This is a genomic window from Vibrio sp. YT-16, assembly GCF_033337405.1.
In the GTDB taxonomy this organism is placed as follows: domain Bacteria; phylum Pseudomonadota; class Gammaproteobacteria; order Enterobacterales; family Vibrionaceae; genus Vibrio; species Vibrio alginolyticus.
Map to the genome: position 1 here is coordinate 402,115 of NZ_JAWOQQ010000002.1, position 22,451 is coordinate 424,565.

A 22,451-nucleotide genomic window follows, 5' to 3' on the forward strand; every position below is an offset into this window, starting at 1 on the left:
CTAGTAACAATGAGCATATTGGTTCTTATCGTTACATTTTCGTGTTCTCTGTATGTCATAAAAAGTTAAACAACAGAGAAGGCGTTGCGACCATGAGTAAAGACGTACATTAAGTTCGCTTCCTTTCTTCCTGAGAGGCGATAAAGAGAGCGTTGACTCATGAGTCCGCCATAACTGTCTAGAGGTAAGCGAGATGCTTGTTTTGCCAACTCCAGTAGTGGTGGAGAAGAGAAAGCAATAAGTAAAAAATAATCAGGAGTAAAATCTGATGATAAAACGCCATCAGTAGCTGATGTTCGGCGACAGGAGACAAGCCCGAACAACTCGCGCTTTATATGTAGGTAGTAACTTTCTGAACCCCAAGAGCTCAGAGAAGCTGAGGCATGAAAATCAGTGTGTGCTAGCTCAAAATCGTCCTGTTGAGAGAGTTTAAGTAGGCGCTCGGAAGTGTAATGTTTGGTGTGGTGCCACTCATGCGCATATGAAGCTGTGATGAGCCCTGAGAGCAGGGACAAAGAAAGCATCAATAATATACGGTGTAGATAACGCAAGAAGTAACCCTAAACATATAAAGCCACAGTTACCCACCATGATTAAGGAATCTTAGTGGAACTATGATAACGATGAAAGCCAGTGTCTGATCAACTCAGCGTATACTAACGAGATGGAAGGGGGATGAACAGAGTTTTCTGATCGCACTTAGGTATATCAGCGAATAACACAATAATTTTCGCTTTCGAGTAAGCGAAAATGGAAAGAGAGTCGTTGCACAGGACGATTAAGCTAACAGGATTATTACTAGGGAAGAAATAGAATCTTCTTTTTCTTCCCCATATGTGTCGCATCGATATTATGCGCTTGCGTAAATAACGCTGCCGCCTTTTATGGTGTCAATGATCTCGCGAGACAACTTCTCTGGCAAAGCAGGGCAACCCCAACTGCGTCCGAGGTATCCATTCTTCTTGATGAAGGAAGGGTTTGCGTAATCGGCACCGTGCACGACAATGTAACGCTCGCGAGCTTTGTCGTTTAATCCAGAGCTTAGCCCATCTAATCGAAGTGAATAGCCATTTGAGCCGTAGTAAGTGGTATCAGTCAAAAAAGTGCCCAATGATGTTTTTCGCGAGTTCACGACATTTGAAAACTGTGTCGCTGTTTTCTTTCCGCTGTTCACGCCGTGAGAAACATACGTATTGTAGATTAGCTTCTTTTTATCTAAATCCACCACATAAAAACGCTTTTCAGTTGATGGTTTACTATAGTCGATGATCGTTAGTACCGACTTCTTTCTATCGGGTGTCTTCTGATAAGCGATGTAAGCGTCACTGAACAACTTAAAGTCTACTATGCCATCTAGCTTGGCTTGTTTAAACACATGTTCAACTTGCTTTGGTCGTAAATGATCCCTGGGTTCGTTATCTGATTGTTTTGCAAAAGCAAAAGGTGATACAGACAACAGCGCACATGTAAATAATATAATTAATTTTTTCATCTTGGCTAAATAAAACTCTATGGTGTTACAAATTTACCGATTGCTTCATGCATTCGTTAAAACAACATGCACATCAATATAATTCTATTCCCAATGTTTCTTATTGCACGCTTAGGTGCTTGATATTGGGTTGACGATAAGTTTTCGAGTTAAAAACTAACTGATTGAAACTTATATAAAATATGAAGTTTAACGATGGTTTCTATAAACTTCGGCGTAAATAATATCTGATATATGTAATTAATAAAACTGTGTTTAAGGATATTTGTGAAGTTGCTAATTTATAAAAACGGCGTTTTATTTTTCGTACTTTAGAAACTCTTTTTATTTCAATGTGTTTTCTTTTTCTACACTTTATCCAATACCTCAAAAGTTTGTGATTTAACTCGTAACAAATCGTAACGCCGGATCGTTATGTGTATAAATGCATTTATAATGTATGAATAAACAACAGGGTGGTAAGAAAAGGCAGTAAAACAACGGTGAATCGGTTGTTTTTAATTCACGATTGACAAAGCTAAGTCTAAGTCGTACAAAAATTGAACTTGTGAATGTATCATTTAAGTGAGGGTGATGAGCTCAACAAAAGTGAAGTGACGCGTGCTACTGTTTATTTTCTAATTTATTCGATTACATAAGGAAGGGTACATAGTAAAAATTGAAAAAATAATTCTATCGTGTGGATTAAAATATATAAATAATAAAACTTCGAAATTAAAAGATAAGAACGCCAGATCTTAATTCATTAAATTTTTGAACATGAAATTAAACTCTATCTATTATGCTTGGTTTGGTTTGGTTTGGTTTGGTGTGAAAGCGCTCATCTCATTAAGAAAAGCGCTAGAATTTATTTAAGGACGGTTATGACAGCATTTAATAAAGTGTTTATTGTCTCTCCCAATGTTAATGATTTTGCAATGTTGCAAGAGTCGCCATTGGAAATGTCTCTTCAAGTAACGGCAAGCAAACCTATCCAACTCTATGGAGAGTCTGTTAAAGCCAGTTGGAAAAGTATTGATATTGAATGGTTAGACGTTATGGGTGAAAAGCCATTGCCCAGGCCTGATATTGCAGCATGGGGATCTTTTACTCTTGCTGTATCCGCTTCTATTGCGGATAAGCTCGATGTGTTGAGCGAGAATGTCGAATTTTTACCATTAAATCTACAAGGAAAGCCTTGGCGAGCATTAAACATTGTCACTCAAATTGATGCCATTGATACCTCTGCTACCGAGTATAATCTTCGTCATGGTAAGCTAAGTCGTGCTAGACCGTTTAAGAAACTCGTTTTGAATAGAGAAGCCGTTAATGAATCTGACTTGTTCAGAGTAAAAGGTGCTGGGCTCAGAACGTTTTGCACGGACAAAAAAGGTGGCTTGTACGATAGCGTCAAAGCGCTGAATTTGACCGGTTTGGATTTCAAGGAAGTGCTGGTTTAAAAACGAATAAATAGTGATTTACTCAACTAAAGTCATAGATATAGGTATGGGGGAACAAAAGCTGAGCATCTATCAATGAAGCTCATATACAGCTAAATACAGCCGCCACAGTTGTGACTGCTGTACGTCTCCCCTTAACTTATGTTCTTGAAACCCTAATTGAGCTGACCATGGACGCATCAAATCGACTGTCGTCATTTGCCGATTGCCACCACAAGCTCAATTGTTCTTTAGTCATTGGTTTGCCAAATAAATAGCCTTGCATATAGTCGCAGCGGTATGCCGATAGCCATTCATGCATCATATTGTGTTCAATACCTTCTGCTGTAACCGTTTTATTTTGGGCATGGCATAGCTCAATAATAGGTTTGATCACATGGCCGTTGTTGGTGTTCATCAATGTAACGAGGAACTCTCGATCAAATTTGATTTTTTGAACCGGATACTGAACGAGCTGAGTTAACGATGTGTAACCAGAACCAAAGTCATCAATTGCAAGACGGTAGCCACGTTTTGATAGCTCATCAAGTAGAGCCGTGCCTTGTTGTTCTGCGGCAAAGGTTTCGGTTATTTCTATCTCAATACATTCTGGTTTAACACTGTGCAGTGTCGCTTGTTCATGGATGTAGTTTGCCATTTCTATCGAGTTTAGCTCTGCTGATGAAAGATTGACCGAAAGAACAATATCCTTACCGAAAATATTCCTTAATTGATGGTATTCCGCCGTTGCATTGGCGAAAACCCAGCGGTCAATTTTATCAAATAATCCGGCTTGCTCTGCAATTGGAATAAACTCCTTTGGGGGGATAGGGCCGATACCTTCGGCTTCCCAGCGCAACAAGACTTCTAACCCCTCAATTTCATTGCTTCGATTGTTCATATAGGGTTGAAAAACAAGGTGGAATTCTTCCTCTACATTGCTTTTTCGGAGCGCACGTTCAAGCTGACTTCGTCTTTGAGACTCAATATTGAGAGCGGCTGAATAATAGGCGTATTGATTTTTCCCTGCCCGTTTTGCTTGATACATAGCCGCATCGGCACTGGAGAGTAACTTCGCGATGTCAGTACCGTCTTGAGGATATTGTGCAATACCTACGCTTGCCGTAACGGGAAATGAATTACTCCAAGATGAACTGAGATTACTAATCGGTTTTAGTAACTCTGATGCAAGCAAATCAGGCAAGCGTTTTACCTCTTGATTTGAGCTCAGCAAAATTGCAAATTCGTCACCAGACAACCTGGCGGCAAAGCAGGGGCTGTTGTAATCGTGCGAGAACTTTTGACAAGCATTCTTGATGTGTGATGAGAACACTTTTAATAAGTTATCTCCCAATTCATGCCCGTATTTATCATTCACGTATTTAAAGTTATCAAGATCGACGTAAACAACCCACAGAAACTGCGAAGGGGAGATAAGTTCACGAGTGGCAATCTCATGAAAACGATGGCGATTGGCGAGTTGCGTCAGGTGATCCGTTTCAGCTAGGCGTTTTGTCTTTTTATAGATGACATTAAGTTCCTCATACATATCAAAAAAGCGTGCAGAGAGGCGTCCTATTTCATCGTTTGTTTCTAGCTTTTCAATATTGTCACGTTGATTAGATTCAAGTTCGTTCAGCTGCTTATCAAGGCGAGAAACAGGGCGCAACACATAGCGGTACAACACCAAAATGATTAATGTGATAGTGAAAAACGCCGCTACGCCAAAGGAGAAAGCAAGTTCTAGCCACACTTTATCGACTTTATTCCACATTAAATATTCGGCAGGAGAAAGCACGGCATAAAAGTGCGGCAGCAGCTCAATGGTTTGAGCGAGAGGAATATCAAGATAAATGGGTTTGTCGGCGAAAGTAATCACGCTGTGCGTGTCAAACTCGATGTCATGCTTAATCTCGTTAAAGGCTTCAAGTGATACGGAAACTACCACAAAAAACACATTTTTTGAGTCAAAGCTCAAAGGGTGAGTCCCCGTTCTTTTGTCGACGACCTCATATTGAAGAAGAATGCTTTGTCCACTGGAGTTATAAATAAAGCCAGTGTGACTGAAAGCCTCTCTCTCATTGAAACTTCGTGATATGTACTCTAACACCTTTGGGTCGACCACACCTGATGATTCGTAATATTTGTTTTCTGTGTAGTAGAGAAGGTTTTGTTTGCCGTCGAGGATCGCCATGCTCGCATCGCCTTTGTAACCATGGCTTAATACTTCAGCGGTCTCGTCTAATCGATTAAACAAGACTCGCTCACGATAGGGGTTGTTATGATTAACCAAATAGTCTTGTAATACATCACTTTTACTGAGCGTATAGGCATAACTATTAAGAAAAATATTCGCTTGTCGAAACTGCCCGGCGAGCTTTTCCATTTGCAACTGAATATAGCTATCTTCCCGCTTGATGAGCGTCACTTTTTGAATGCTATAAATAATATAGCTAGATACTAACGCGCTTAATAAGATCACTGGCGCGACAAGCAAAATGACTCTATTGCTTAACTTCATTATGGTTCTTAGTTTCCGTTTGTGTCCCTACAAACGTCGCGTACCAGGTAAGGTACTGAACGGATGATGTGTTTTGGCAAATTGTAACCAGATTGTAAGGTGAGCGTTCTCCAAAATCAGGCAGCTATCTAAGAATTGTGATGACGTGAAAGGTTTCGAGCTTATTAACTAGAGGTTTTCTCAGTAGTTGGACGTCCCTTTTCCTTCCTCCCTGTATAAAACCTAACCGTAATGACAGGGAAATACCGTCATCGAAACGTTTCGATGGTAAAGTGTGACTCAAGTGCACTTTTCCTATTCAATGACAATTGAATTACAGATCATTCTCACACCTTATCGATCTCACACTGGTCAAATTGCGATGACGAATTATTATTCTATCGAAACGTTTCGATGAGTTTTCTGTTAATAACGAAAACACTTTAAAACAGGCGCTCATGGTTGTATGAACGTGTAACCGAAAGGTCGATGAGATGAAAAAAAGTACCCTAATTAACTCAGATATTTCTTACTTGGTGGCGACGCTAGGCCACACCGACGAGATCACGATATGTGATGCTGGTCTACCAATCCCAGAGCATGTTCAGCGAATCGATTTGGCGCTAACGCATGGGGTACCAAGTTTTCTTGATACTGTTCGCGTAATTCTATCTGAGTCCCAAATCGAAGGGGTCATCATTGCGGAAGAGTTCTCTGATGCAAGCCCAGTTTTGCATGAAGCGTTGCTCAACGAACTGAGCAAAGAGAGTGAAGAAACGGGCAAATCTATTGAGGTGAGCTACGTGTCACATGAAGCGTTTAAAGCACGCACGGCCCAAAGTCGCGCTATCGTAAGAACGGGCGAATGCTCGCCATATGCGAACGTTATTTTCCAAGCGGGCGTGGTTTTTTAAGCCAGAGATATTGAGGACAGATTATGACTCAAGCCATTCTACAACTAAGCGAAATTGAGAAGGCGTTTCCGGGCGTAAAAGCACTCGACAAAGCAAGCCTGAATGTTTATCCAGGCCGTGTTATGGCGCTGATGGGTGAAAATGGAGCAGGCAAGTCAACGTTAATGAAGGTGTTGACAGGCATTTACCACATGGATGCGGGGAGCATTCAATATCAAGGTCAGCCGGCGGCCTTTAAAGGGCCACGCGATTCACAGGAAGCTGGTATTAGCATTATTCACCAAGAGCTGAACCTGATTCCTGAACTGACGATTGCCGAAAATATTTACTTGGGACGAGAGTTCACTGGCTCCTTAGGGCGTATCCAGTGGGGCAAAATGTATGACGAAGCTGACAAGCTTTTAAAACGTCTGAATGTAAAGCACTCATCAAAAACATTGCTTGGCGATTTAAGCCTTGGTGAACAACAAATGGTGGAAATTGCAAAGGCACTTTCGTTTGAGTCGAAAGTCATCATTATGGATGAGCCAACGGACGCATTGACCGATACCGAAACGGAATCACTATTTAAAGTGATTAATGAGCTTCGCGAGCAAGGATGCGGCATCGTATACATCTCGCATCGTCTTAAAGAAATCTTTGAAATCTGTGACGACATTACCGTGCTTCGTGATGGTAAGTTTATCGGTGAGTGCAAGGTGTCCGACACTGATGAAGATGGCCTAATTGAAATGATGGTTGGCCGAAAATTAGAAGAGCAATATCCACGTATTGATGTCCAACATGGCGAAACTTGTCTTGAAGTCATTGGTTTGACTGGGTCTGGCGTTCAGGATGTGAGCTTTACTCTCAAGCGTGGTGAGATTCTTGGAATTTCTGGCTTGATGGGCGCAGGCCGCACTGAACTCATGAAAGTCATTTACGGCGCATTACCTAGTGAGCATGGTGTTATCAATCTTGATAACAAAACTATTAACCCGGTTAGCCCGCAAGATGGTTTGGCAAATGGTATCGCTTACATCTCTGAAGATCGCAAAGGCGATGGTTTGGTTTTAGGTCTTTCGGTTAAGGAGAACATGTCACTTTGTTCGCTAAACCAGCTGACCAAAGGCTTCCAGATTCAACACAGCGACGAAGTGATTGCTGTGGAAGATTTTATTAAGTTATTCAACATTAAAACCCCAACGCGAGATCAAATCATCGGCAACTTATCTGGTGGTAACCAGCAAAAAGTTGCGATAGCGAAAGGGTTAATGACGAAGCCTAAAGTTCTGATTCTGGATGAGCCGACACGTGGTGTTGATGTCGGAGCAAAAAAAGAGATTTATCAGCTCATCAACAAGTTTAAGGCCGAAGGCATGAGCATCATCTTGGTTTCTTCCGAGATGCCTGAAGTGCTCGGCATGAGCGACCGTATTTTAGTGATGCATGAAGGTCGTATCACTGGCGAATTTGATGCGAAAGACGCCGATCAAGAAAAATTACTCGCCTGTGCCGTAGGCAAAGAGATCAATGAGGAAGCAGCATGAGTACGAATACCATGAGCAAACCAACCGAAACTGGCAACAAGAAGTTGTTCACAAAAGAGTGGCTGATTGAACAAAAATCACTGATAGCTCTGATCTTTCTGATCGTTGTTGTGTCATTTTTGAACCCGAACTTCTTTACGGTCGACAACATTCTCAACATTCTTCGTCAAACCTCCGTGAATGCCATTATCGCAGTGGGTATGACATTAGTTATTTTAACAGCAGGCATCGACTTAAGTGTTGGTTCGGTATTGGCGTTGTGTGGTGCCTTTGCGGCAAGCATGATTGCGCTTGAAGTCCCGGTGCTGGTGGCGGTTCCCACTGCTTTACTTGCGGGCGCAGCGTTAGGTGCGATCAGCGGTATCATTATTGCGAAGGGCAAGGTGCAGGCATTTATCGCTACGCTGGTTACCATGACGTTACTACGTGGTGTGACCATGGTGTACACCGAAGGTCGACCAATCTCGACAGGCTTTACTGACACCGCGGATGCGTTCGCATGGTTTGGTACTGGCTACGCGCTAGGCATTCCGGTTCCTGTTTGGTTAATGGTGGTTGTGTTTGCAGCGGCTTGGTATTTACTTAACCACACGCGCTTTGGTCGCTATGTTTACGCACTAGGCGGCAATGAGTCTGCGACTCGCCTATCAGGTATCAATGTAGACCGAGTGAAGATTGGTGTCTACGCCATCTGCGGTATGTTAGCAGCGCTTGCAGGCATTATTGTAACGTCTCGTCTTTCTTCGGCGCAGCCAACAGCGGGTATGGGCTACGAGCTAGACGCTATCGCAGCGGTTGTTCTTGGCGGTACCAGCTTGATGGGCGGTAAAGGTCGTATCATGGGTACCTTGATTGGTGCGCTGATCATCGGTTTCTTGAACAATGCACTTAACCTACTTGATGTTTCTTCCTACTACCAAATGATTGCAAAAGCAGTGGTTATCTTGCTTGCGGTATTGGTAGACAACAAAAACAAGTAATTCATAACAATCTGTATATATAAAACAGTGAATACAAACCGAGTCAGGGGACGTGTACTGGCTCACCCTACACAAAGGACTAGAACGATGAAAAAACTTGCAACTCTTATCTCTGCTGCACTTCTTTCTTCAACCGTATCGGTAGCGGCGCAAGCTCAAGATACCATGGCGATTGTGGTTTCGACGCTAAACAACCCGTTCTTCGTAACGATGAAAGACGGTGCGGAAGCAAAAGCGAAAGAATTGGGGTACGACTTAATTGTACTGGACTCGCAAAATGACCCGAGTAAAGAACTGTCGAACATCGAGGATTTAAGTATTCGCGGCGTAAAAGCAATTCTTATCAACCCAACGGATTCTGATGCAGTGTCTAATGCAATTCGTATGGCGAACCGTTCTAAGATCCCTGTGTTGACATTAGACCGTGGTGCAAGCCGTGGTGAAGTCGTGAGTCACATCGCGTCGGACAACGTAATTGGTGGTGAAATGGCAGGCCACTACATCATGGAAAAAGTCGGCGAAAAAGCAAAAGTCATTCAACTTGAAGGTATTGCAGGCACATCGGCAGCGCGTGAGCGCGGTGAAGGCTTTATGAATGCCGTGAAGGGCAGCGATATGGATCTTCTTGCTAGCCAACCGGCTGACTTTGACCGCACGAAAGGTCTAAACGTAATGGAAAACCTGCTAGCGGCTAACCCGGATGTACAAGCGGTATTTGCACAGAATGATGAAATGGCGCTAGGTGCACTTCGCGCAGTTCAAGCTTCTGGCAAAGATGTCGTTATCGTTGGTTTTGATGGTACGGAAGACGGCATTGCAGCAGTTAACCGTGGCAAACTAGCGGCAACTATTGCTCAGCAACCAGACCTTATCGGTGCTTTAGGTGTTGAAACGGCTGACAAAGTTTTGAAAGGTGAAGAAGTAGAAGAGTACATCCCAGTGCCACTAAAAGTAGTCACTAAGTAAGTTTTAAGTTCAATAAATCATCCTAATTTTTGCTCTCTCCTCCGTTTATATCTGTCGTTTAGGAGGTGAGGGCAAGCTTACCCAAAATACTGCAAAGTGTGGGGTATAGATGCCTTTGGCTTTTTGTCGAGACTCCTTCGTCAGGAAGAGAAGTTAAAGTCATCTAATGTATTTTCCTAAACAGTTTTTAAAAAGGGTTCATTCAGAACCGAGGATAACCGTATGAATAAGTTAGTGGTGTTAGGTAGTGTAAACGCTGACCATGTTCTTCAAGTGCCTTCTTTCCCTCGCGCAGGCGAGACGCTGCATGGTCGCAACTATCAAGTTATCCCAGGTGGCAAAGGTGCCAACCAAGCCGTCGCGGCGGCGCGATTAAATGCAGACATCGGTTTTATCGCTTGTGTGGGCGACGACTCATTCGGCATTAACATTCGCGAAAACTTCAAAATGGATGGCATCGATATCACTGGTGTGAAGATGCAGCCAAATTGCCCGACAGGTATCGCGATGATTCAAGTGTCGGACAGTGGTGAGAACAGCATTTGCATTTCAGCTGAAGCGAACGCCAAACTGACAGCAGAAGCGATTGAGCCAGATTTAGAGCGTATTCGCCAAGCAGATTACTTGCTAATGCAATTGGAAACGCCGATGTGCGGCATTGAGAAAGCCGCGCGAATCGCGAAAGATGCCAAAACCAACGTAATTTTGAACCCTGCGCCAGCTCGTGAATTGTCTGATGAATTACTGTCTTGCATTGACGTGATTACGCCAAATGAAACCGAAGCTGAAGTTCTGACAGGTATTACTGTAACAGACAACGAAAGCGCGCAAGAAGCGGCGAATGTGCTACATGGTAAAGGTATAGAAATTGTCATGATCACACTCGGTGCAAAAGGCGTTTGGCTAAGCCAAAACGGTCGAGGCGAAATCATCTCGGGTTTCCGCGTTGAAGCGACGGATACTACCGCAGCGGGCGATACATTTAATGGGGCATTCGTCACTGGTCTCCTAGAAGATTTACCTTTAGAATCAGCGATTAAGTTTGCACATGCGGCGGCTGCAATTTCTGTGACCCGCTTTGGCGCGCAAACGTCGATTCCAACCCGCGAAGAGGTGGACGCGTTTCTCGCTGAACAATAAGGCGCACAACGCCTCATTAAAATAGGAGTAGTAACATGGCGACGATGAAAGACATCGCAAAACTGGCAGGGGTTTCCACTTCAACAGTGAGCCATGTTATTAACAAGACGCGTTTTGTGAGCGAAGAGATCTCTGAACGCGTTAACAATGCCGCAAAAGAGCTTAACTACTACGCGCCCTCTGCGTTGGCGCGTAGCCTCAAAGTTAATCGTACCAAAACCATTGGTATGCTCGTGACAACCTCAACCAACCCATTCTTTGGCGAAGTCGTAAAAGGCGTCGAACGCAGCTGCTACCAAAAAGGCTACAGCCTCATTTTATGTAACACCGAGGGTGATAACGAACGTATGCGTCAATCCATTAATACGCTATTGCAAAAGCGTGTCGATGGTTTGATCTTGATGTGCTCGTCGCTAGAAGGAGAGCGTATCGATGTATTTGAGCGTTACCCAGATATCCCAGTTGTGGTAATGGACTGGGGGCCAATGCTATTTACAAGCGATAAAATCCAAGACAACTCACTTCGTGGCGGTTACTTAGCGGCGAAATACTTAATTGATTGCGGCCATACCGAAATTGGGTGCATCACAGGCCCTTTGATTAAACACCAAGCGCAAATGCGATACGAAGGTTATAAGCGAGCAATGAACGAAGCTGGCTTGGAATTTAATGCCAATTGGATCATTGAGTCTGACTTCGAATGTGAGGGTGGGTATCAAGCGTTCAAAAAAATGGCTCAACGTGGCGCATTACCTAGCTCGATTTTCGTCTCTAACGATATGATGGCGATGGGGGTGATTAACGCCGCAAATGAGCTCGATATTAAAGTGCCGGACGACCTGTCCATTATTGGTTACGATGACATCCATATCGCGAAATTTATGTCGCCATCGCTAACTACCATTCATCAGCCTAAGTACCGTTTGGGGCAGGCTGCCGTTGAGACTCTTGTCCGAAAGTTGGATGAAAAGTCAACAGAGGCACAGGTCGTACAATTAGAACCGACTCTAGTGGAACGGAAAAGCGTCAAGAGGTTAAAGTCAAACGTCACTGAATGACGTGTGATGTTGAGCTAAAAAATTAAAAAAGTCGTTTCTCTTTATACGATAAAGCCTTACTATCGTCGTTGATTATAAATAAAACTATTAATTGTTGTCTGGCGGATTAGTTAAATGTTATCAAAAGGTTACGCTAAGTTATCTGTAAAACACCCTTGGTTTCACCGAGTTAATGTTATTACAGTTGTATTGATTTTTTTTGTGAGCTGCTATCAGCTACTGGTTAATGAAGCATTTGAGTACGCAATTGGCTTTATTATTACACTTTTGGCGTCAGCTTTATTTGCATCAGCTTCTGCATTCAAAAAACGCTATCTAGGCTTGGATTCATAGGCACGTCTATTTCCAACATCGTTCAATAGCATCATTTATTGCTTTCAAGTAAACATTGAACTGAATTATGATCGAGTGCATCAAGAGGAGGACAAATGTCCTCCTTTTTGTTGGGGATCACGCTCTAATATAAGCGTATTCCAAACAAAATAATAAAGGACATGTTATGGACCTCTTTGCCTTACTCGATATTAATAATACTCTCGTTAACATTCCGATCGGCGACGGCTACGCAATGAGTTGGATCGAAGCTTTCGGTACAGTTTTTGGACTGCTTTGCATTTGGTTTGCCAGCCAAGAAAAAACCATCAACTACTTATTCGGTTTGCTGAATGTCACGCTTTTTGCCGTTATCTTTTTTCAAATTCAGTTATACGGATTATTGCTTCTTCAATTGTTTTTCTTCTGTGCGAACATTTACGGCTGGTATGCGTGGACTCGTCCAAACGCACAAGGTGAAACGCTGGAGGTTCGCTGGTTAAATAAACAGAAACTTATTACTACTGCCTCTATTAGCGTTGCATGTATCGCATTATTAACGATCTATATCGACCCATTTTTCTTTGCGCTAGCAAACATTGCTGTTGATAGCTTGAATCTCTTTGGTGCTGGCTTGGCTGAACCGGTGCTTGAACCTGACGCGTTTCCGTTCTGGGATGCAACCATGACAGTACTTTCTGTTGTTGCACAAATTCTGATGACACGTAAATACGTCGAAAACTGGATTCTATGGGTCGTGATTAACATCATCAGTGTGGGTATCTACGCGACGCAAGGTGTTTACGCAATGTCTGTTCAGTACGCGATTCTTATGTTCATCGCTGCCAATGGCACGCGTGAGTGGGCTCGTAGCGCTAAGCGCAATGGCGATAAAACCTTAGCGCACGCTGCTGCGTAAGGAACGAAAAATGGCCAAACAACCTCATATCGGAGTGGATGAAACACAAATCGCTCCCCTCGTTATTGTATGCGGCGAGCCAGATCGAGCGAATCGTATCGCGGCATTATTTGATGATGCAGAAATGGTGTCGGAAAACCGCGAGTACCGTGTGTTTACCGGCAACTACAAAGGCAAGCCTGTTTCAGTGTGTAGTACAGGTATAGGTGCGCCATCGATGATCATCGCAGTGGAAGAGCTAAAACAGTGCGGTGTGACTCATGTGGTACGCGTTGGATCTGCGGGGGCAATGCAATCAGGCATTCATCTTGGCGAGTTGATCATTGCCGAAGGCGCGGTAAGAGATGAGGGCGGCTCTAAAGCGTATGTCGATTCGTCTTATCCAGCCTACGCAAGCTTTTCACTGTTAAAGGAAGTTGAGCGTTACTTGTCGATGCAAAAAGTGCATTATCATTTTGGTGTGGTGCGTTCTCACGACAGTTTCTATACCGATGACGAGGATGCAATATGCCAACATTGGAACAAGAAAGGCATCTTAGGTGCAGATATGGAAACCTCTGCGCTGTTTACGGTCGGTCGACTACGAGGCCTTCATGTGGCTTCGATATTAAACAACGTGGTGCTGTATCAACAAGATGTGAAAGAAGGGGTTGGTCAGTACGTTGATGAGGCCAAAGTAATGATGCAAGGTGAGAAGAGTGCCGCGATTACGGCATTAGAAGCCTTGGTTGCTCAGCGTTAGCCAGTCTCTATCTCAGTAAGTCACATAAACAGAATAGATGTAAAGCGACAGGTCACTGTCGCTTTTTTATTTGGAGTTACGGGGTACAATCCACCTTAAATAGTTGTCCGTAACTTTTTCTGAGAGAGCAGAAAATGAAAATCAGCCCTTATCCGACTGGTCGCTTCAAAACATACCTTGAAGAAAAGAGTACCACCTTTCGCGATTTGATTTATCAATGCCAAATAAATTCGCGTTACTTTGATGCTGGGGAAGCAATTCTCCGCCAAGGTGAGCAACTTCAGTACTTGTATGTTGTGCCAGTAGGTCGAGTCTCGATGAACATATTGGCCGCAAATGGACGACGTTTTCAATTAGGGGAAGCTAACTGCGACTATCATATTTATGGTGAAATGGAGTTCTTCACTCAGACCCCTTGTCAATGGAATGTGATAGCAGATGAACATATGCAGGTTGATGTTATCTGTATCCAAAAACTAACCGAAGCTCTGCAAAATCATCCTGAAATGATGGTGTTCTTCGCTTCAGCATTGGCTGAGGATTATCAAGACTCCATGGATATCTACACTAATCGTTTGTTGCATCCCATTACTTACAACATTGCCTATGATCTTCTCGTCCGTAATCAGACGGATAAGCTCCTTGGTGGCTTTGATAAAGTGAACCAAGAGGCTGAGCGGTTTGGCACCTCAGGCCGAGTCTATCGACGTGCAGTTAAGGACTTGATTGAAAAGGGATTGATTACCAAAACAGACAACGGTTTGGAGATTATTGATGAGCTGGCACTCAAAGCGTTTATTGAAGCGCATGAATGATACGCCCAGGTATTGAAACTAATGGGTTTTATAAGTCTTTGATATATCTAAGTCTTGAGTAAACGTAACTAATGTAAAGTACCTTAAATTTTGTTGAATGCATTAAAGAGTAGCGTTATATTGCGAACGCGTATGATAATAGATCTCATTAAGGCTTAACAAAATGAAAAAATTCGTCGGTGCGGCTATGCTGTCGTTATTTACTGTTTCTCCTTCTTTCGCTGCTAAAGTTGTGATTGACCACTACATGGGTCAAACAGAGCTAGAACAATCCCCAGAGCGTGTGGTTGTGATTGGCTTTGGCCCGCTAGATGCGCTGGACAACTTTGGTATCGATCCCGTTGCAGTATCTAACTCTTCTAATCTTCCTAGTTACCTTTCAAAATACAGCAAAGATAACTACACCTCTGCGGGTAGTTTGTTTGAACCTGATTTTGAAACCATCTACATGCAAAAACCGGATTTGATTTTGGTTGGTCCGCGAGCGTCTGCGAAATATGAAGAGCTGAGTGAAATTGCCCCTACAGTTGTTTTCGCGGCGAAAGAAAACCAAGGCTATTGGGAAGGCACGCAAGCGCAATGGCGCAATATTGGTAAGATCTTCAATATCGAAGAAAAAGTAGAGCAGAAAATTGAAGCGTTAGATACTCAATTCAAAGCAATCCGCGACTACAACCAATCGAACAAAAATGATGCATTAACGATTTTAAGCATGGGTGACAACATCAGCGCGTTTGGTGCCCAGTCGCGATTTGGCGTCATTTATAACGACTTTGGCTTCTTGGAAACGGTTGAGCACGTGAAAACGGGCACTCACGGAGATGTCATTTCTTATGAGTTTATTCGTGAAGCTAACCCGAAAAATATTCTCGTGGTTGACCGAAATTCTCTGACAGGTACGCCGGATAACGATATTCGTAAATCCATGGATAACGACTTAGTCAAAGCGACTGCGGCATATAAAAATCATAAAATCACTTATTTAGATGTGGACGCGTGGTACTTGTCGATGTCTGGTGTGACAGCAACAGAAAAAATGGTCAGTGAGATAAAGCAAACCGTTGAACTGTAATCCAAGATAGCAGAGGTTAACTTTGAAGAAGTTATTGCTAACCCTTGTGGTTTTAAGCACGGTTTCGTTATTTGTTGGGGTGGCAAACATGACACCCCAACAACTCTTTTCAGGTGATGAGAAAGCATTAGAACTTTTCTTTACCAGCCGTATACCACGTTTATTTGCCATATTGCTTGCTGGTGCTGGCTTGAGTATTGCGGGTCTTGTCATGCAGCAAATCAGCCAGAACCGATTTGCTGCACCTTCTACAACTGGTACGATCGAATGTGCCATGTTGGGCTATGTACTGAGCGTGGTTTTCTTTGGTAACGACAATCACCTTTGGCTCGTATTCGGCATCTCGGTATTTGGGACGCTGGCGTTTGTTTTCTTTATTCAGCGCATTCAATTTAAGAGCGTGGTTTTTGTGCCGCTTGTCGGGATTATTTTCGGCAATGTCATCCAATCCATGACTACGTTTATCGCTTACAAATATGATGCACTTCAAAGTCTGAATGCTTGGACAGTCGCAAACTTCGCTAACATCTTGCGTGGTGATTTTGAACTGCTGTACATCGCGGTACCAATGGTTATCCTCAGCTATCTTTTTGCCGCAAGGATCTCCGCCGTAGGTATCGGAAAAGATTTCGCGATTAACTTGGGTTTGAATTATCAGCAGGTTGTGACGATTGGCGTGCTATTGGTGTCCATCATGTCAGCAAGTGTCGTGATGATTGTTGGCCAGTTGCCATTCTTAGGGCTGATTGTACCGAATCTCGTGAGTCACTTTTATGGCGATAACCTCAAAAAGAACATTCCGCTTACGGCCATGTATGGGGCCATTTTAGTGTTGTGTTGCGACTTGGTGAGTCGTTTAATTATTTTCCCTCATGAAATGCCAATCTCTATCGTGATCAGCATATTGGGTGGAGTGGTATTCATCGCTATGTTGTTGCGAGGTAAGCAACATGCGTGATTCAACGAAAATCCTGCTGCTAGGTGGCATTGCGATTCTTTTCGCGTGTCTGTTTATTGGTATTGGGCTAACGGCTGACAACTACCAATATTTTTTGTCTCGTAGAGTTCCTAAAGTATTGGCGATAGTGCTAGCGGGTGTGGCCATTGCTCAGTCTTCACTTGTATTTCAAACCATTACGCACAACCGAATTTTAACGCCAAGTATCATGGGTTTTGATGCGCTGTATGTGTTAACCCAAATTTTGATCGTGTTGATTTTTGGTGGGTTGAGTACCTTAGTTCTTAACTTGTACGTCAATTTCGCGATTGCAGTCATTGTAATGGTGTCGTTTTCGCTACTGCTGTTTGGGTTTTACTTTTCAAAAGGCAGCAAGAACTTGATTACGTTGCTATTGGTCGGCTTGATCTTTGGTCAGCTATTTTCCAATGCGGCGTCATTCTTTTCTTTGCTGATGGACCCAAACACATATGCAATTGTTCAGTCGAAACTGTACGCCAGTTTCAATAATGTCAAAGTGAACTTGGTTTACTTTAGTGCTCCGGCTTTGATGTTTGCATGTTGGTTGTTGTTTAGGATGCATCGCACTTTAGATGTGTTTTGGCTCGACCAAGACAATGCGAAAAGTTTGGGTGTTGATGTACCTAAAGTGACGAGAAATGTGTTTATTATCTCGGCGGTTTTGATTGCTATTTCTACGGCTTTGGTAGGGCCAATCATGTTCTTTGGTTTACTAGTGACCAACTTAAGCCGAGAAATGTTCCGAAGTTACCAACATAAAACGCTATTGGTCGGATGTTCGTTTCTATCCATCAGTTCATTACTTGCTGGGCAATGGATAATCGAAAACGTGTTCAGTTTTGAGACGACGTTGAGTGTCGTAATTAACTTTATCGGCGGTGCGTATTTCTTATACCTGCTGCTGAAAAACAAAGTTGTATAAATATGATAGTAATAGACAAATTAACGAAGGCTTTCGGTTCAAACAAAGTCGTAGACGAGGCCAATACTCAGTTTGAAAAGGGCAAGGTAACATCGATTATCGGTCCAAATGGCGCGGGAAAGAGCACGCTGTTATCTATGGCCTCGCGCTTAACGGAGCGAGATGGCGGTAGTGTTATCATTGATTGCAAGGAAATCGCGGAATGGGACACAAAAGAGCTAGCGAAAAAACTGGCAGTACTTCGCCAAGCTAACTCGATTACAATGCGGTTTACCGTAAAAGAGTTAGTCTCTTTTGGTCGTTTCCCATACTCTAAAGGAAATCTGACTAAAGAAGATCATGAGGTCATAGAACAAGCGATCGACTACTTAGATTTGCAAGATATTCAAGACAAATACTTGGATGAATTAAGTGGTGGTCAGCGACAGCTTGCATTTATTGCTATGGTGATTGCACAAGATACAGATTATGTCTTTCTTGATGAACCTCTTAATAACTTAGATATCAAACACTCTCTTCAGATCATGAAAGTTGTGCAGCAGTTAGCCCATGACATGAATAAAGCCATGGTGGTCGTGATTCATGATATTAATTTCGCGGCGTGTTACTCAGATGTCATATTGGCGCTTAAGAAAGGCAAGGTTGTGGCGAGTGGTGCGGTTGAAGAGGTTATTCAAGCGTCTACGCTAGAGGACATCTACGAAACGCCATTTAACATCATAGAATTGAACGGTAAGCGCATGTGTACTTATCATTAAGCGAGCTAGTTCGTTTTTAACGAGACCAATAGATAGGCGGGCTTACTTGGTGAGCTCGTCTATGATTGGGCATCGGCTCTCTGCATCTCCAGGACAAGAAGAAACCCAACCTTCAAGTTGCGTTTTGATCTCCATGAGGTGTGCAATTTTTTCTTCAACCTCTCTCAGTTTGTCCATGGTTCTTGCTTTTACTTCACTACTTTTGCGGTTGGGGTTATGAGCAAGTTGTACGAACTCTTTGCATTCTTGCAACGAAAAGCCTGCGCTTTTTGCGCGTGATACCAAGTTAAGCTCTTGAATATGATTATCTGAATATTCGCGATAGCCAGAGTCGCTACGCGCTGGTGGAGATATGATCCCTTTGTCTTCATATAATCGAATCGACTTAGATGAAAGCCCTGTGAGCTTCGCGATAGCACCAATATTCATGTTTAACCTCCATAACGTTTAAGGCGAGTATATACCGATGTTGTGGATAAGACACTCCTAAATAACAGTCAGTTACCTAGAGTCCCCTTACTCTTTAATCACTTCATGTGGTGGCACACCAAATGCCTTTTTAAAGGCATAAGTGAAGTTAGAAGGGTGGTGGTATCCGGCTTCATAGGCGGCTTCTGTTATCGTCACTAGGCCACGTTCCAAATGTTGCTTAGCAATCTCAAGACGTCGAAAACGAATGTAGCCGTTTATGGTCATATTAAGTGATTGTTTAAATCGGCGCTGCAGGTTTGAAACACTCATTGAGAATTGGCTCGCCAACTTTTCCAAGCGTAGTTCTTGATCAAGGTGAGTTTCAATATAGCTGACAATATCCTCAATCCGACCATCAATGTGTCGTTCAATACTGCTGTTTTTAGCACTGAAATTCTTAGGAATTTGCTTGGTGGCTTGATGTAATATTTGATAGATCAAGCTTTCGACCTCTAGCTTCTCTTGAAACTCTTGCGGTGTTTCTCTATTTGTTAACGTTTCAGCCAGCTCGCATAGCGTCTGGTTAAGCTCCAACTGTTGAAACGCCTGATGAGAGTTAAAAAAGGCTTGATGACTACAATTTTGCTCAAGGCGGGCCTCTAGCCATTGGGGCTTAACCAATATGTTGATCTTATTAATGAGGTTATCTTTGAGCAGTGAACGACGAAAATTTGCAGGTTTGAGTAAGTTCACCACTACACCCTTAGGGCCGTCGCTCGCGTCTAAATCAAATTGCAAATCGTCGTAGCCAAACGAGAGTCTACCTTCTAAAAGAATAGTGACCAGCAGTGAGGCGTGTGCAGTAGAAACAATATTCGAATCAATAAGTTCTAGACAACGCCCGCCATGAACAAAAATTTGATCATTATACTGATATGATAGGAACTTACCTTCGGCCAGTTGAGTTTGACAAGGTTGGCCTTGCGTGACAATCCATTGTTTCTCTGTCGCCTCTAGTCTTTGGGTTAAAGCTATCTTGGCAATTTTAGTTCGTTTTGTTGTGACTTCCTGCATTTGACACTTCCTCATAACACTTGTGCGATTTCGCATAACCAAATCGCCTTTGTATTTATAAAACTCATGCTTATTATATCTGAGAATTATTATCATTAATATTTAGGAATGAAGTTATGGAAAGCCCTGCTTGTTCACCTATCAAGCTTTCAAGCCTTTGCCTTGCAGTGGGAATGGCGCTATCAACCCCTGTTTTAGCTCAAGATACTGAGTCACATTTTGAAGAGGTCGTTGTATGGGGAACGAAAGTTTCCAGCAACACTGAGTCGATGTTTGCGGACGACATGTCACTGAAGCAAGCGGATCATATGTCTGATTTACTGCGCGATATTCCCGGTGTGGATGTTGGTGGCACACACTCTGTGAATCAACGTATTACGATTCGTGGTTTGAGCGAAACCGATTTGGACATTCGTCTTGACGGTGCTTCTCAGCATGCGAGCATGTTCCATCATATTGGTAACTTGACGTTGAACCCTGACATTCTCAAATCTGCGGACATTCAGGTAGGTAATAACTCTGTGACTCAAAACGGGTTAGGCGGTTCGGTCTACTTTGAAACGAAAGACGCTCGTGACTTACTTCGTTACGATGAAAAGTTTGGTGCGCGTGTTTATGGCGGCTATGCATCCAACGACAACCAACAAGGTTCGTTGACACTGTACGGACTTTTGTCCGAAAACATTGATGCGATGGTCTATGGCCATTACGTTACGCGTGATGATTTTGAAGATGGTGATGGCAATAAAACCTATGGTGCTGCAGGTGATGTTTACAACATTCTGGCTAAGCTGGGGTATGAACTAAATGACATCCATCGTTTTGAGCTCTCTTATGACATGTACCGAGACAGTGGAGATTACAGTCCGCGTCCTGATATGTCGGGTAGTGCAAATAATAGCCTGTCGAGCAAGTTACTTATCCCTACGGATTATGACCGCGATACCGTTACCTTGAGTTACGAGTTGCGAGGCGAACAACACCAAGGAAACGTCACTCTTTATAATACCGAGACAGAAATTAAACGTGACGAAACGGTGATGGCCCCTCGTTGGCCCTCGAACCGTTTATCAAAGAACACCGCCAAAAACCAAAACTTTGGTTTGAATGGCAAATTCCAGTCAGATGTTATGTTAGGTGAGTTTGATAATCGAGTCACTTATGGCTTCGACTACATGGATAAAACGTCTTCGAGTTACTACGGTAGTCGTAAGTTTATGGACGAATCGGCGATTTCAACCGCACTGTTTGTAGAAGATCAGTTCTTCTTCTCTGATGCCTTCTTTATTACCGCAGGTATGCGCTTTGATGATTACAAACGCAAAGCTGAGACAGGAACCAGTAATTATGATGATGTGACTTGGGCTCTAGCAGCAGAGTGGGCGGTGACTCAAGATTGGACGTTGTTTGCGAGTGCACGCTCTCTATTTAAAGGTCCAGAGCTAATGGAAACCTTTATTGCTTACCAAGACGTTGCATTTTTAGAGGATGGGTTAAAGCCAGAAACGGGATTGAACACGCAGGGTGGTGTTCGTTTTGATAAAACCTTTGATAAGCATTTCTTTGGGGCGAATATTACGGTATTCCAAACGGAAATTGATGATTACATTGCAGATCAGTACCAAAACGCGACTCAAACTTACCTGATTTACAACTTAGGTGATGTTGAGATTAAAGGCTTTGAAGCAAGTGCTTCTTATGGTTACGACAAGTTTAACAGCAAACTTTCTTACTCTAAGTCGGACACCAAAAACAAGAATACTGGTGGTCCTGTTGCTGGGGGCAATGGGCGTAGCATTGATATGGGTGATAGCATTGCTCTAACTTTGGATTACCAGTCAGACGCTTTAGAAACGATCTTCGGGTGGAACTCAATGTTTGTTCTAGAGGAAGACAACGTCTTTGATGGTCAGCCAAAGAAAGCAAGTTATGATGTGCATAATCTATACGCTCAATGGGTGCCGTCTGATATTGATGGGCTGTCGGTGACCTTTGGTATTGATAATGTATTTGACGAGTTGTACAGCTCTCATGCGTCTCGTTCGGGTACTGCACGTGGCTTCACGCTTGATGACTACGAGCCGGGTCGCAACTTCAAGCTCTCTGCAGCTTATCAATTCTAACAAGGTTCTTCATAGGACGTTTCAAAGTAACGAGTAAGTTCATGATTAAAGAAAGCACCCGAATAGATAGCGAACACGCTGACAAATACTTAGTGACGCTTTGTCGGCATTTTGGACGAAAAGTTCCTGCTACTTGGAATGAAAATAGCGGTTTGGTGACATTTCCGACGGGAAAAGCGGAGTTTAACCTTTGTGCATCTAGCTTAACTATAACCTGTGAGGCGGATTCAGAAGAGAAACTGAATACGGTTAAGGCGATCATTTCATCGCATGTGGACATGTTTTCTCGTCGAGAAACATTAGCACTTAGCTGGGTTCGTTAGCGCT

Annotated in this window: 21 protein-coding genes; 16 read left to right on the plus strand and 5 right to left on the minus strand. The window is 43.1% G+C overall.

Annotated features, from left to right (window positions below):
* Nucleotides 1-65: 65 nt before the first annotated feature.
* Together R7F07_RS05115 and R7F07_RS05120 are read right to left on the minus strand one after the other, a co-directional pair.
* The gene (locus R7F07_RS05115; protein ID WP_017633653.1) at nt 66-524 is read right to left on the minus strand and encodes a hypothetical protein; all 459 of its coding nucleotides are present in this window, start codon (nt 522-524) and stop codon (nt 66-68) included.
* A gap of 326 nt (nt 525-850) precedes the next feature.
* Nucleotides 851-1,492: a murein L,D-transpeptidase catalytic domain family protein gene (locus tag R7F07_RS05120; RefSeq protein WP_017633652.1), complete on the minus strand. Its 642-nt coding sequence runs from the start codon at nt 1,490-1,492 to the stop codon at nt 851-853.
* An 863-nt stretch (nt 1,493-2,355) separates the two neighbouring features.
* On the opposite strand from R7F07_RS05120, the gene R7F07_RS05125 reads away from it, so the two are divergent.
* Complete coding sequence (locus R7F07_RS05125) at nt 2,356-2,931, plus strand: imm11 family protein (protein WP_171343171.1); 576 nt, start codon at nt 2,356-2,358, stop codon at nt 2,929-2,931.
* Nucleotides 2,932-3,070: 139 nt separating this feature from the next.
* Here R7F07_RS05125 and R7F07_RS05130 read toward each other — a convergent pair whose 3' ends face one another.
* The gene (locus tag R7F07_RS05130; protein ID WP_171343172.1) at nt 3,071-5,431 is read right to left on the minus strand and encodes an EAL domain-containing protein; all 2,361 of its coding nucleotides are present in this window, start codon (nt 5,429-5,431) and stop codon (nt 3,071-3,073) included.
* A gap of 473 nt (nt 5,432-5,904) precedes the next feature.
* On the opposite strand from R7F07_RS05130, the gene rbsD reads away from it, so the two are divergent.
* The 13 genes from rbsD (at nt 5,905) to vctC (ending at nt 18,516) form a co-directional block, all read left to right on the plus strand.
* Nucleotides 5,905-6,324 carry a D-ribose pyranase gene (gene rbsD, locus R7F07_RS05135; protein WP_005382620.1) on the plus strand — a complete coding sequence of 140 codons (420 nt, stop codon included), beginning with the start codon at nt 5,905-5,907 and terminating at the stop codon, nt 6,322-6,324.
* Nucleotides 6,325-6,347: 23 nt separating this feature from the next.
* Entirely contained in the window at nt 6,348-7,853 is a 1,506-nt protein-coding gene (rbsA, locus tag R7F07_RS05140) for a ribose ABC transporter ATP-binding protein RbsA (protein ID WP_005373147.1), read from the plus strand.
* Nucleotides 7,850-8,833 carry a ribose ABC transporter permease gene (rbsC, locus tag R7F07_RS05145; protein WP_025767873.1) on the plus strand — a complete coding sequence of 328 codons (984 nt, stop codon included), beginning with the start codon at nt 7,850-7,852 and terminating at the stop codon, nt 8,831-8,833. Before rbsA ends, rbsC begins: the two co-directional genes overlap by 4 nt.
* 87 nt (nt 8,834-8,920) lie before the next feature.
* A complete protein-coding gene (gene rbsB / locus R7F07_RS05150; protein ID WP_005373143.1) occupies nt 8,921-9,799 on the plus strand; it encodes a ribose ABC transporter substrate-binding protein RbsB in 879 nt (292 codons plus the stop codon).
* A 222-nt stretch (nt 9,800-10,021) separates the two neighbouring features.
* The gene (rbsK, locus tag R7F07_RS05155) at nt 10,022-10,939 is read left to right on the plus strand and encodes a ribokinase (RefSeq protein ID WP_318110453.1); all 918 of its coding nucleotides are present in this window, start codon (nt 10,022-10,024) and stop codon (nt 10,937-10,939) included.
* A gap of 35 nt (nt 10,940-10,974) precedes the next feature.
* Nucleotides 10,975-11,997 carry a substrate-binding domain-containing protein gene (locus tag R7F07_RS05160; protein ID WP_025767871.1) on the plus strand — a complete coding sequence of 341 codons (1,023 nt, stop codon included), beginning with the start codon at nt 10,975-10,977 and terminating at the stop codon, nt 11,995-11,997.
* A gap of 499 nt (nt 11,998-12,496) precedes the next feature.
* Nucleotides 12,497-13,228, plus strand: coding sequence for a nicotinamide riboside transporter PnuC (gene pnuC / locus R7F07_RS05165; protein WP_025767870.1), 732 nt, complete (start codon nt 12,497-12,499; stop codon nt 13,226-13,228).
* A 10-nt stretch (nt 13,229-13,238) separates the two neighbouring features.
* Nucleotides 13,239-13,970 (plus strand): nucleoside phosphorylase, encoded by a 732-nt coding sequence (locus tag R7F07_RS05170; protein ID WP_017635382.1) that lies wholly within the window; start codon nt 13,239-13,241, stop codon nt 13,968-13,970.
* Between the two features lie 134 nt (nt 13,971-14,104).
* A complete protein-coding gene (locus tag R7F07_RS05175; RefSeq protein ID WP_171343173.1) occupies nt 14,105-14,785 on the plus strand; it encodes a Crp/Fnr family transcriptional regulator in 681 nt (226 codons plus the stop codon).
* Nucleotides 14,786-14,948: 163 nt separating this feature from the next.
* Nucleotides 14,949-15,857: a siderophore ABC transporter substrate-binding protein gene (locus R7F07_RS05180; RefSeq protein ID WP_065275234.1), complete on the plus strand. Its 909-nt coding sequence runs from the start codon at nt 14,949-14,951 to the stop codon at nt 15,855-15,857.
* A 22-nt stretch (nt 15,858-15,879) separates the two neighbouring features.
* The gene (gene vctD, locus R7F07_RS05185) at nt 15,880-16,815 is read left to right on the plus strand and encodes an iron chelate uptake ABC transporter permease subunit VctD (RefSeq protein WP_017820306.1); all 936 of its coding nucleotides are present in this window, start codon (nt 15,880-15,882) and stop codon (nt 16,813-16,815) included.
* The gene (gene vctG / locus R7F07_RS05190; protein ID WP_005376631.1) at nt 16,808-17,758 is read left to right on the plus strand and encodes an iron chelate uptake ABC transporter permease subunit VctG; all 951 of its coding nucleotides are present in this window, start codon (nt 16,808-16,810) and stop codon (nt 17,756-17,758) included. The genes vctD and vctG overlap by 8 nt, the downstream gene beginning before the upstream one ends.
* Nucleotides 17,759-17,760: 2 nt before the next feature.
* Nucleotides 17,761-18,516, plus strand: coding sequence for an iron chelate ABC transporter ATP-binding protein VctC (gene vctC / locus R7F07_RS05195; protein ID WP_017635379.1), 756 nt, complete (start codon nt 17,761-17,763; stop codon nt 18,514-18,516).
* Between the two features lie 42 nt (nt 18,517-18,558).
* Here the strand turns inward: vctC and cueR are convergent, their stop codons facing one another.
* Nucleotides 18,559-18,945 (minus strand): Cu(I)-responsive transcriptional regulator, encoded by a 387-nt coding sequence (gene cueR / locus R7F07_RS05200; RefSeq protein ID WP_171343174.1) that lies wholly within the window; start codon nt 18,943-18,945, stop codon nt 18,559-18,561.
* Between the two features lie 87 nt (nt 18,946-19,032).
* On the minus strand, nt 19,033-20,001 hold the full coding sequence (locus tag R7F07_RS05205; RefSeq protein WP_171343175.1) for a helix-turn-helix domain-containing protein: 969 nt from the start codon (nt 19,999-20,001) through the stop codon (nt 19,033-19,035).
* A 116-nt stretch (nt 20,002-20,117) separates the two neighbouring features.
* Between R7F07_RS05205 and R7F07_RS05210 the strand changes: the two genes are divergently transcribed.
* Together R7F07_RS05210 and R7F07_RS05215 are read left to right on the plus strand one after the other, a co-directional pair.
* Nucleotides 20,118-22,124: a TonB-dependent siderophore receptor gene (locus tag R7F07_RS05210; protein ID WP_005382608.1), complete on the plus strand. Its 2,007-nt coding sequence runs from the start codon at nt 20,118-20,120 to the stop codon at nt 22,122-22,124.
* 41 nt (nt 22,125-22,165) lie between these two features.
* Nucleotides 22,166-22,447 (plus strand): DUF2218 domain-containing protein, encoded by a 282-nt coding sequence (locus R7F07_RS05215; RefSeq protein WP_005376622.1) that lies wholly within the window; start codon nt 22,166-22,168, stop codon nt 22,445-22,447.
* Nucleotides 22,448-22,451: the final 4 nt, after the last annotated feature.

Bases quoted from the DNA above. Each gene is read 5' to 3' on its own strand.
- rbsC (WP_025767873.1), top strand. From the start codon at position 7,850: ATGAGTACGAATACCATGAGCAAACCAACCGAAACTGGCAACAAGAAG.
- R7F07_RS05160 (WP_025767871.1), top strand. From the start codon at position 10,975: ATGGCGACGATGAAAGACATCGCAAAACTGGCAGGGGTTTCCACTTCA.
- R7F07_RS05175 (WP_171343173.1), top strand. From the start codon at position 14,105: ATGAAAATCAGCCCTTATCCGACTGGTCGCTTCAAAACATACCTTGAA.
- R7F07_RS05180 (WP_065275234.1), top strand. From the start codon at position 14,949: ATGAAAAAATTCGTCGGTGCGGCTATGCTGTCGTTATTTACTGTTTCT.
- rbsD (WP_005382620.1), top strand. From the start codon at position 5,905: ATGAAAAAAAGTACCCTAATTAACTCAGATATTTCTTACTTGGTGGCG.
- R7F07_RS05215 (WP_005376622.1), top strand. From the start codon at position 22,166: ATGATTAAAGAAAGCACCCGAATAGATAGCGAACACGCTGACAAATAC.
- rbsA (WP_005373147.1), top strand. From the start codon at position 6,348: ATGACTCAAGCCATTCTACAACTAAGCGAAATTGAGAAGGCGTTTCCG.
- R7F07_RS05120 (WP_017633652.1), bottom strand. From the start codon at position 1,492: ATGAAAAAATTAATTATATTATTTACATGTGCGCTGTTGTCTGTATCA.
- cueR (WP_171343174.1), bottom strand. From the start codon at position 18,945: ATGAATATTGGTGCTATCGCGAAGCTCACAGGGCTTTCATCTAAGTCG.
- R7F07_RS05210 (WP_005382608.1), top strand. From the start codon at position 20,118: ATGGAAAGCCCTGCTTGTTCACCTATCAAGCTTTCAAGCCTTTGCCTT.
- vctC (WP_017635379.1), top strand. From the start codon at position 17,761: ATGATAGTAATAGACAAATTAACGAAGGCTTTCGGTTCAAACAAAGTC.
- pnuC (WP_025767870.1), top strand. From the start codon at position 12,497: ATGGACCTCTTTGCCTTACTCGATATTAATAATACTCTCGTTAACATT.
- rbsB (WP_005373143.1), top strand. From the start codon at position 8,921: ATGAAAAAACTTGCAACTCTTATCTCTGCTGCACTTCTTTCTTCAACC.
- R7F07_RS05115 (WP_017633653.1), bottom strand. From the start codon at position 524: ATGCTTTCTTTGTCCCTGCTCTCAGGGCTCATCACAGCTTCATATGCG.
- R7F07_RS05205 (WP_171343175.1), bottom strand. From the start codon at position 20,001: ATGCAGGAAGTCACAACAAAACGAACTAAAATTGCCAAGATAGCTTTA.
- vctG (WP_005376631.1), top strand. From the start codon at position 16,808: ATGCGTGATTCAACGAAAATCCTGCTGCTAGGTGGCATTGCGATTCTT.
- R7F07_RS05170 (WP_017635382.1), top strand. From the start codon at position 13,239: ATGGCCAAACAACCTCATATCGGAGTGGATGAAACACAAATCGCTCCC.
- R7F07_RS05125 (WP_171343171.1), top strand. From the start codon at position 2,356: ATGACAGCATTTAATAAAGTGTTTATTGTCTCTCCCAATGTTAATGAT.
- R7F07_RS05130 (WP_171343172.1), bottom strand. From the start codon at position 5,431: ATGAAGTTAAGCAATAGAGTCATTTTGCTTGTCGCGCCAGTGATCTTA.
- rbsK (WP_318110453.1), top strand. From the start codon at position 10,022: ATGAATAAGTTAGTGGTGTTAGGTAGTGTAAACGCTGACCATGTTCTT.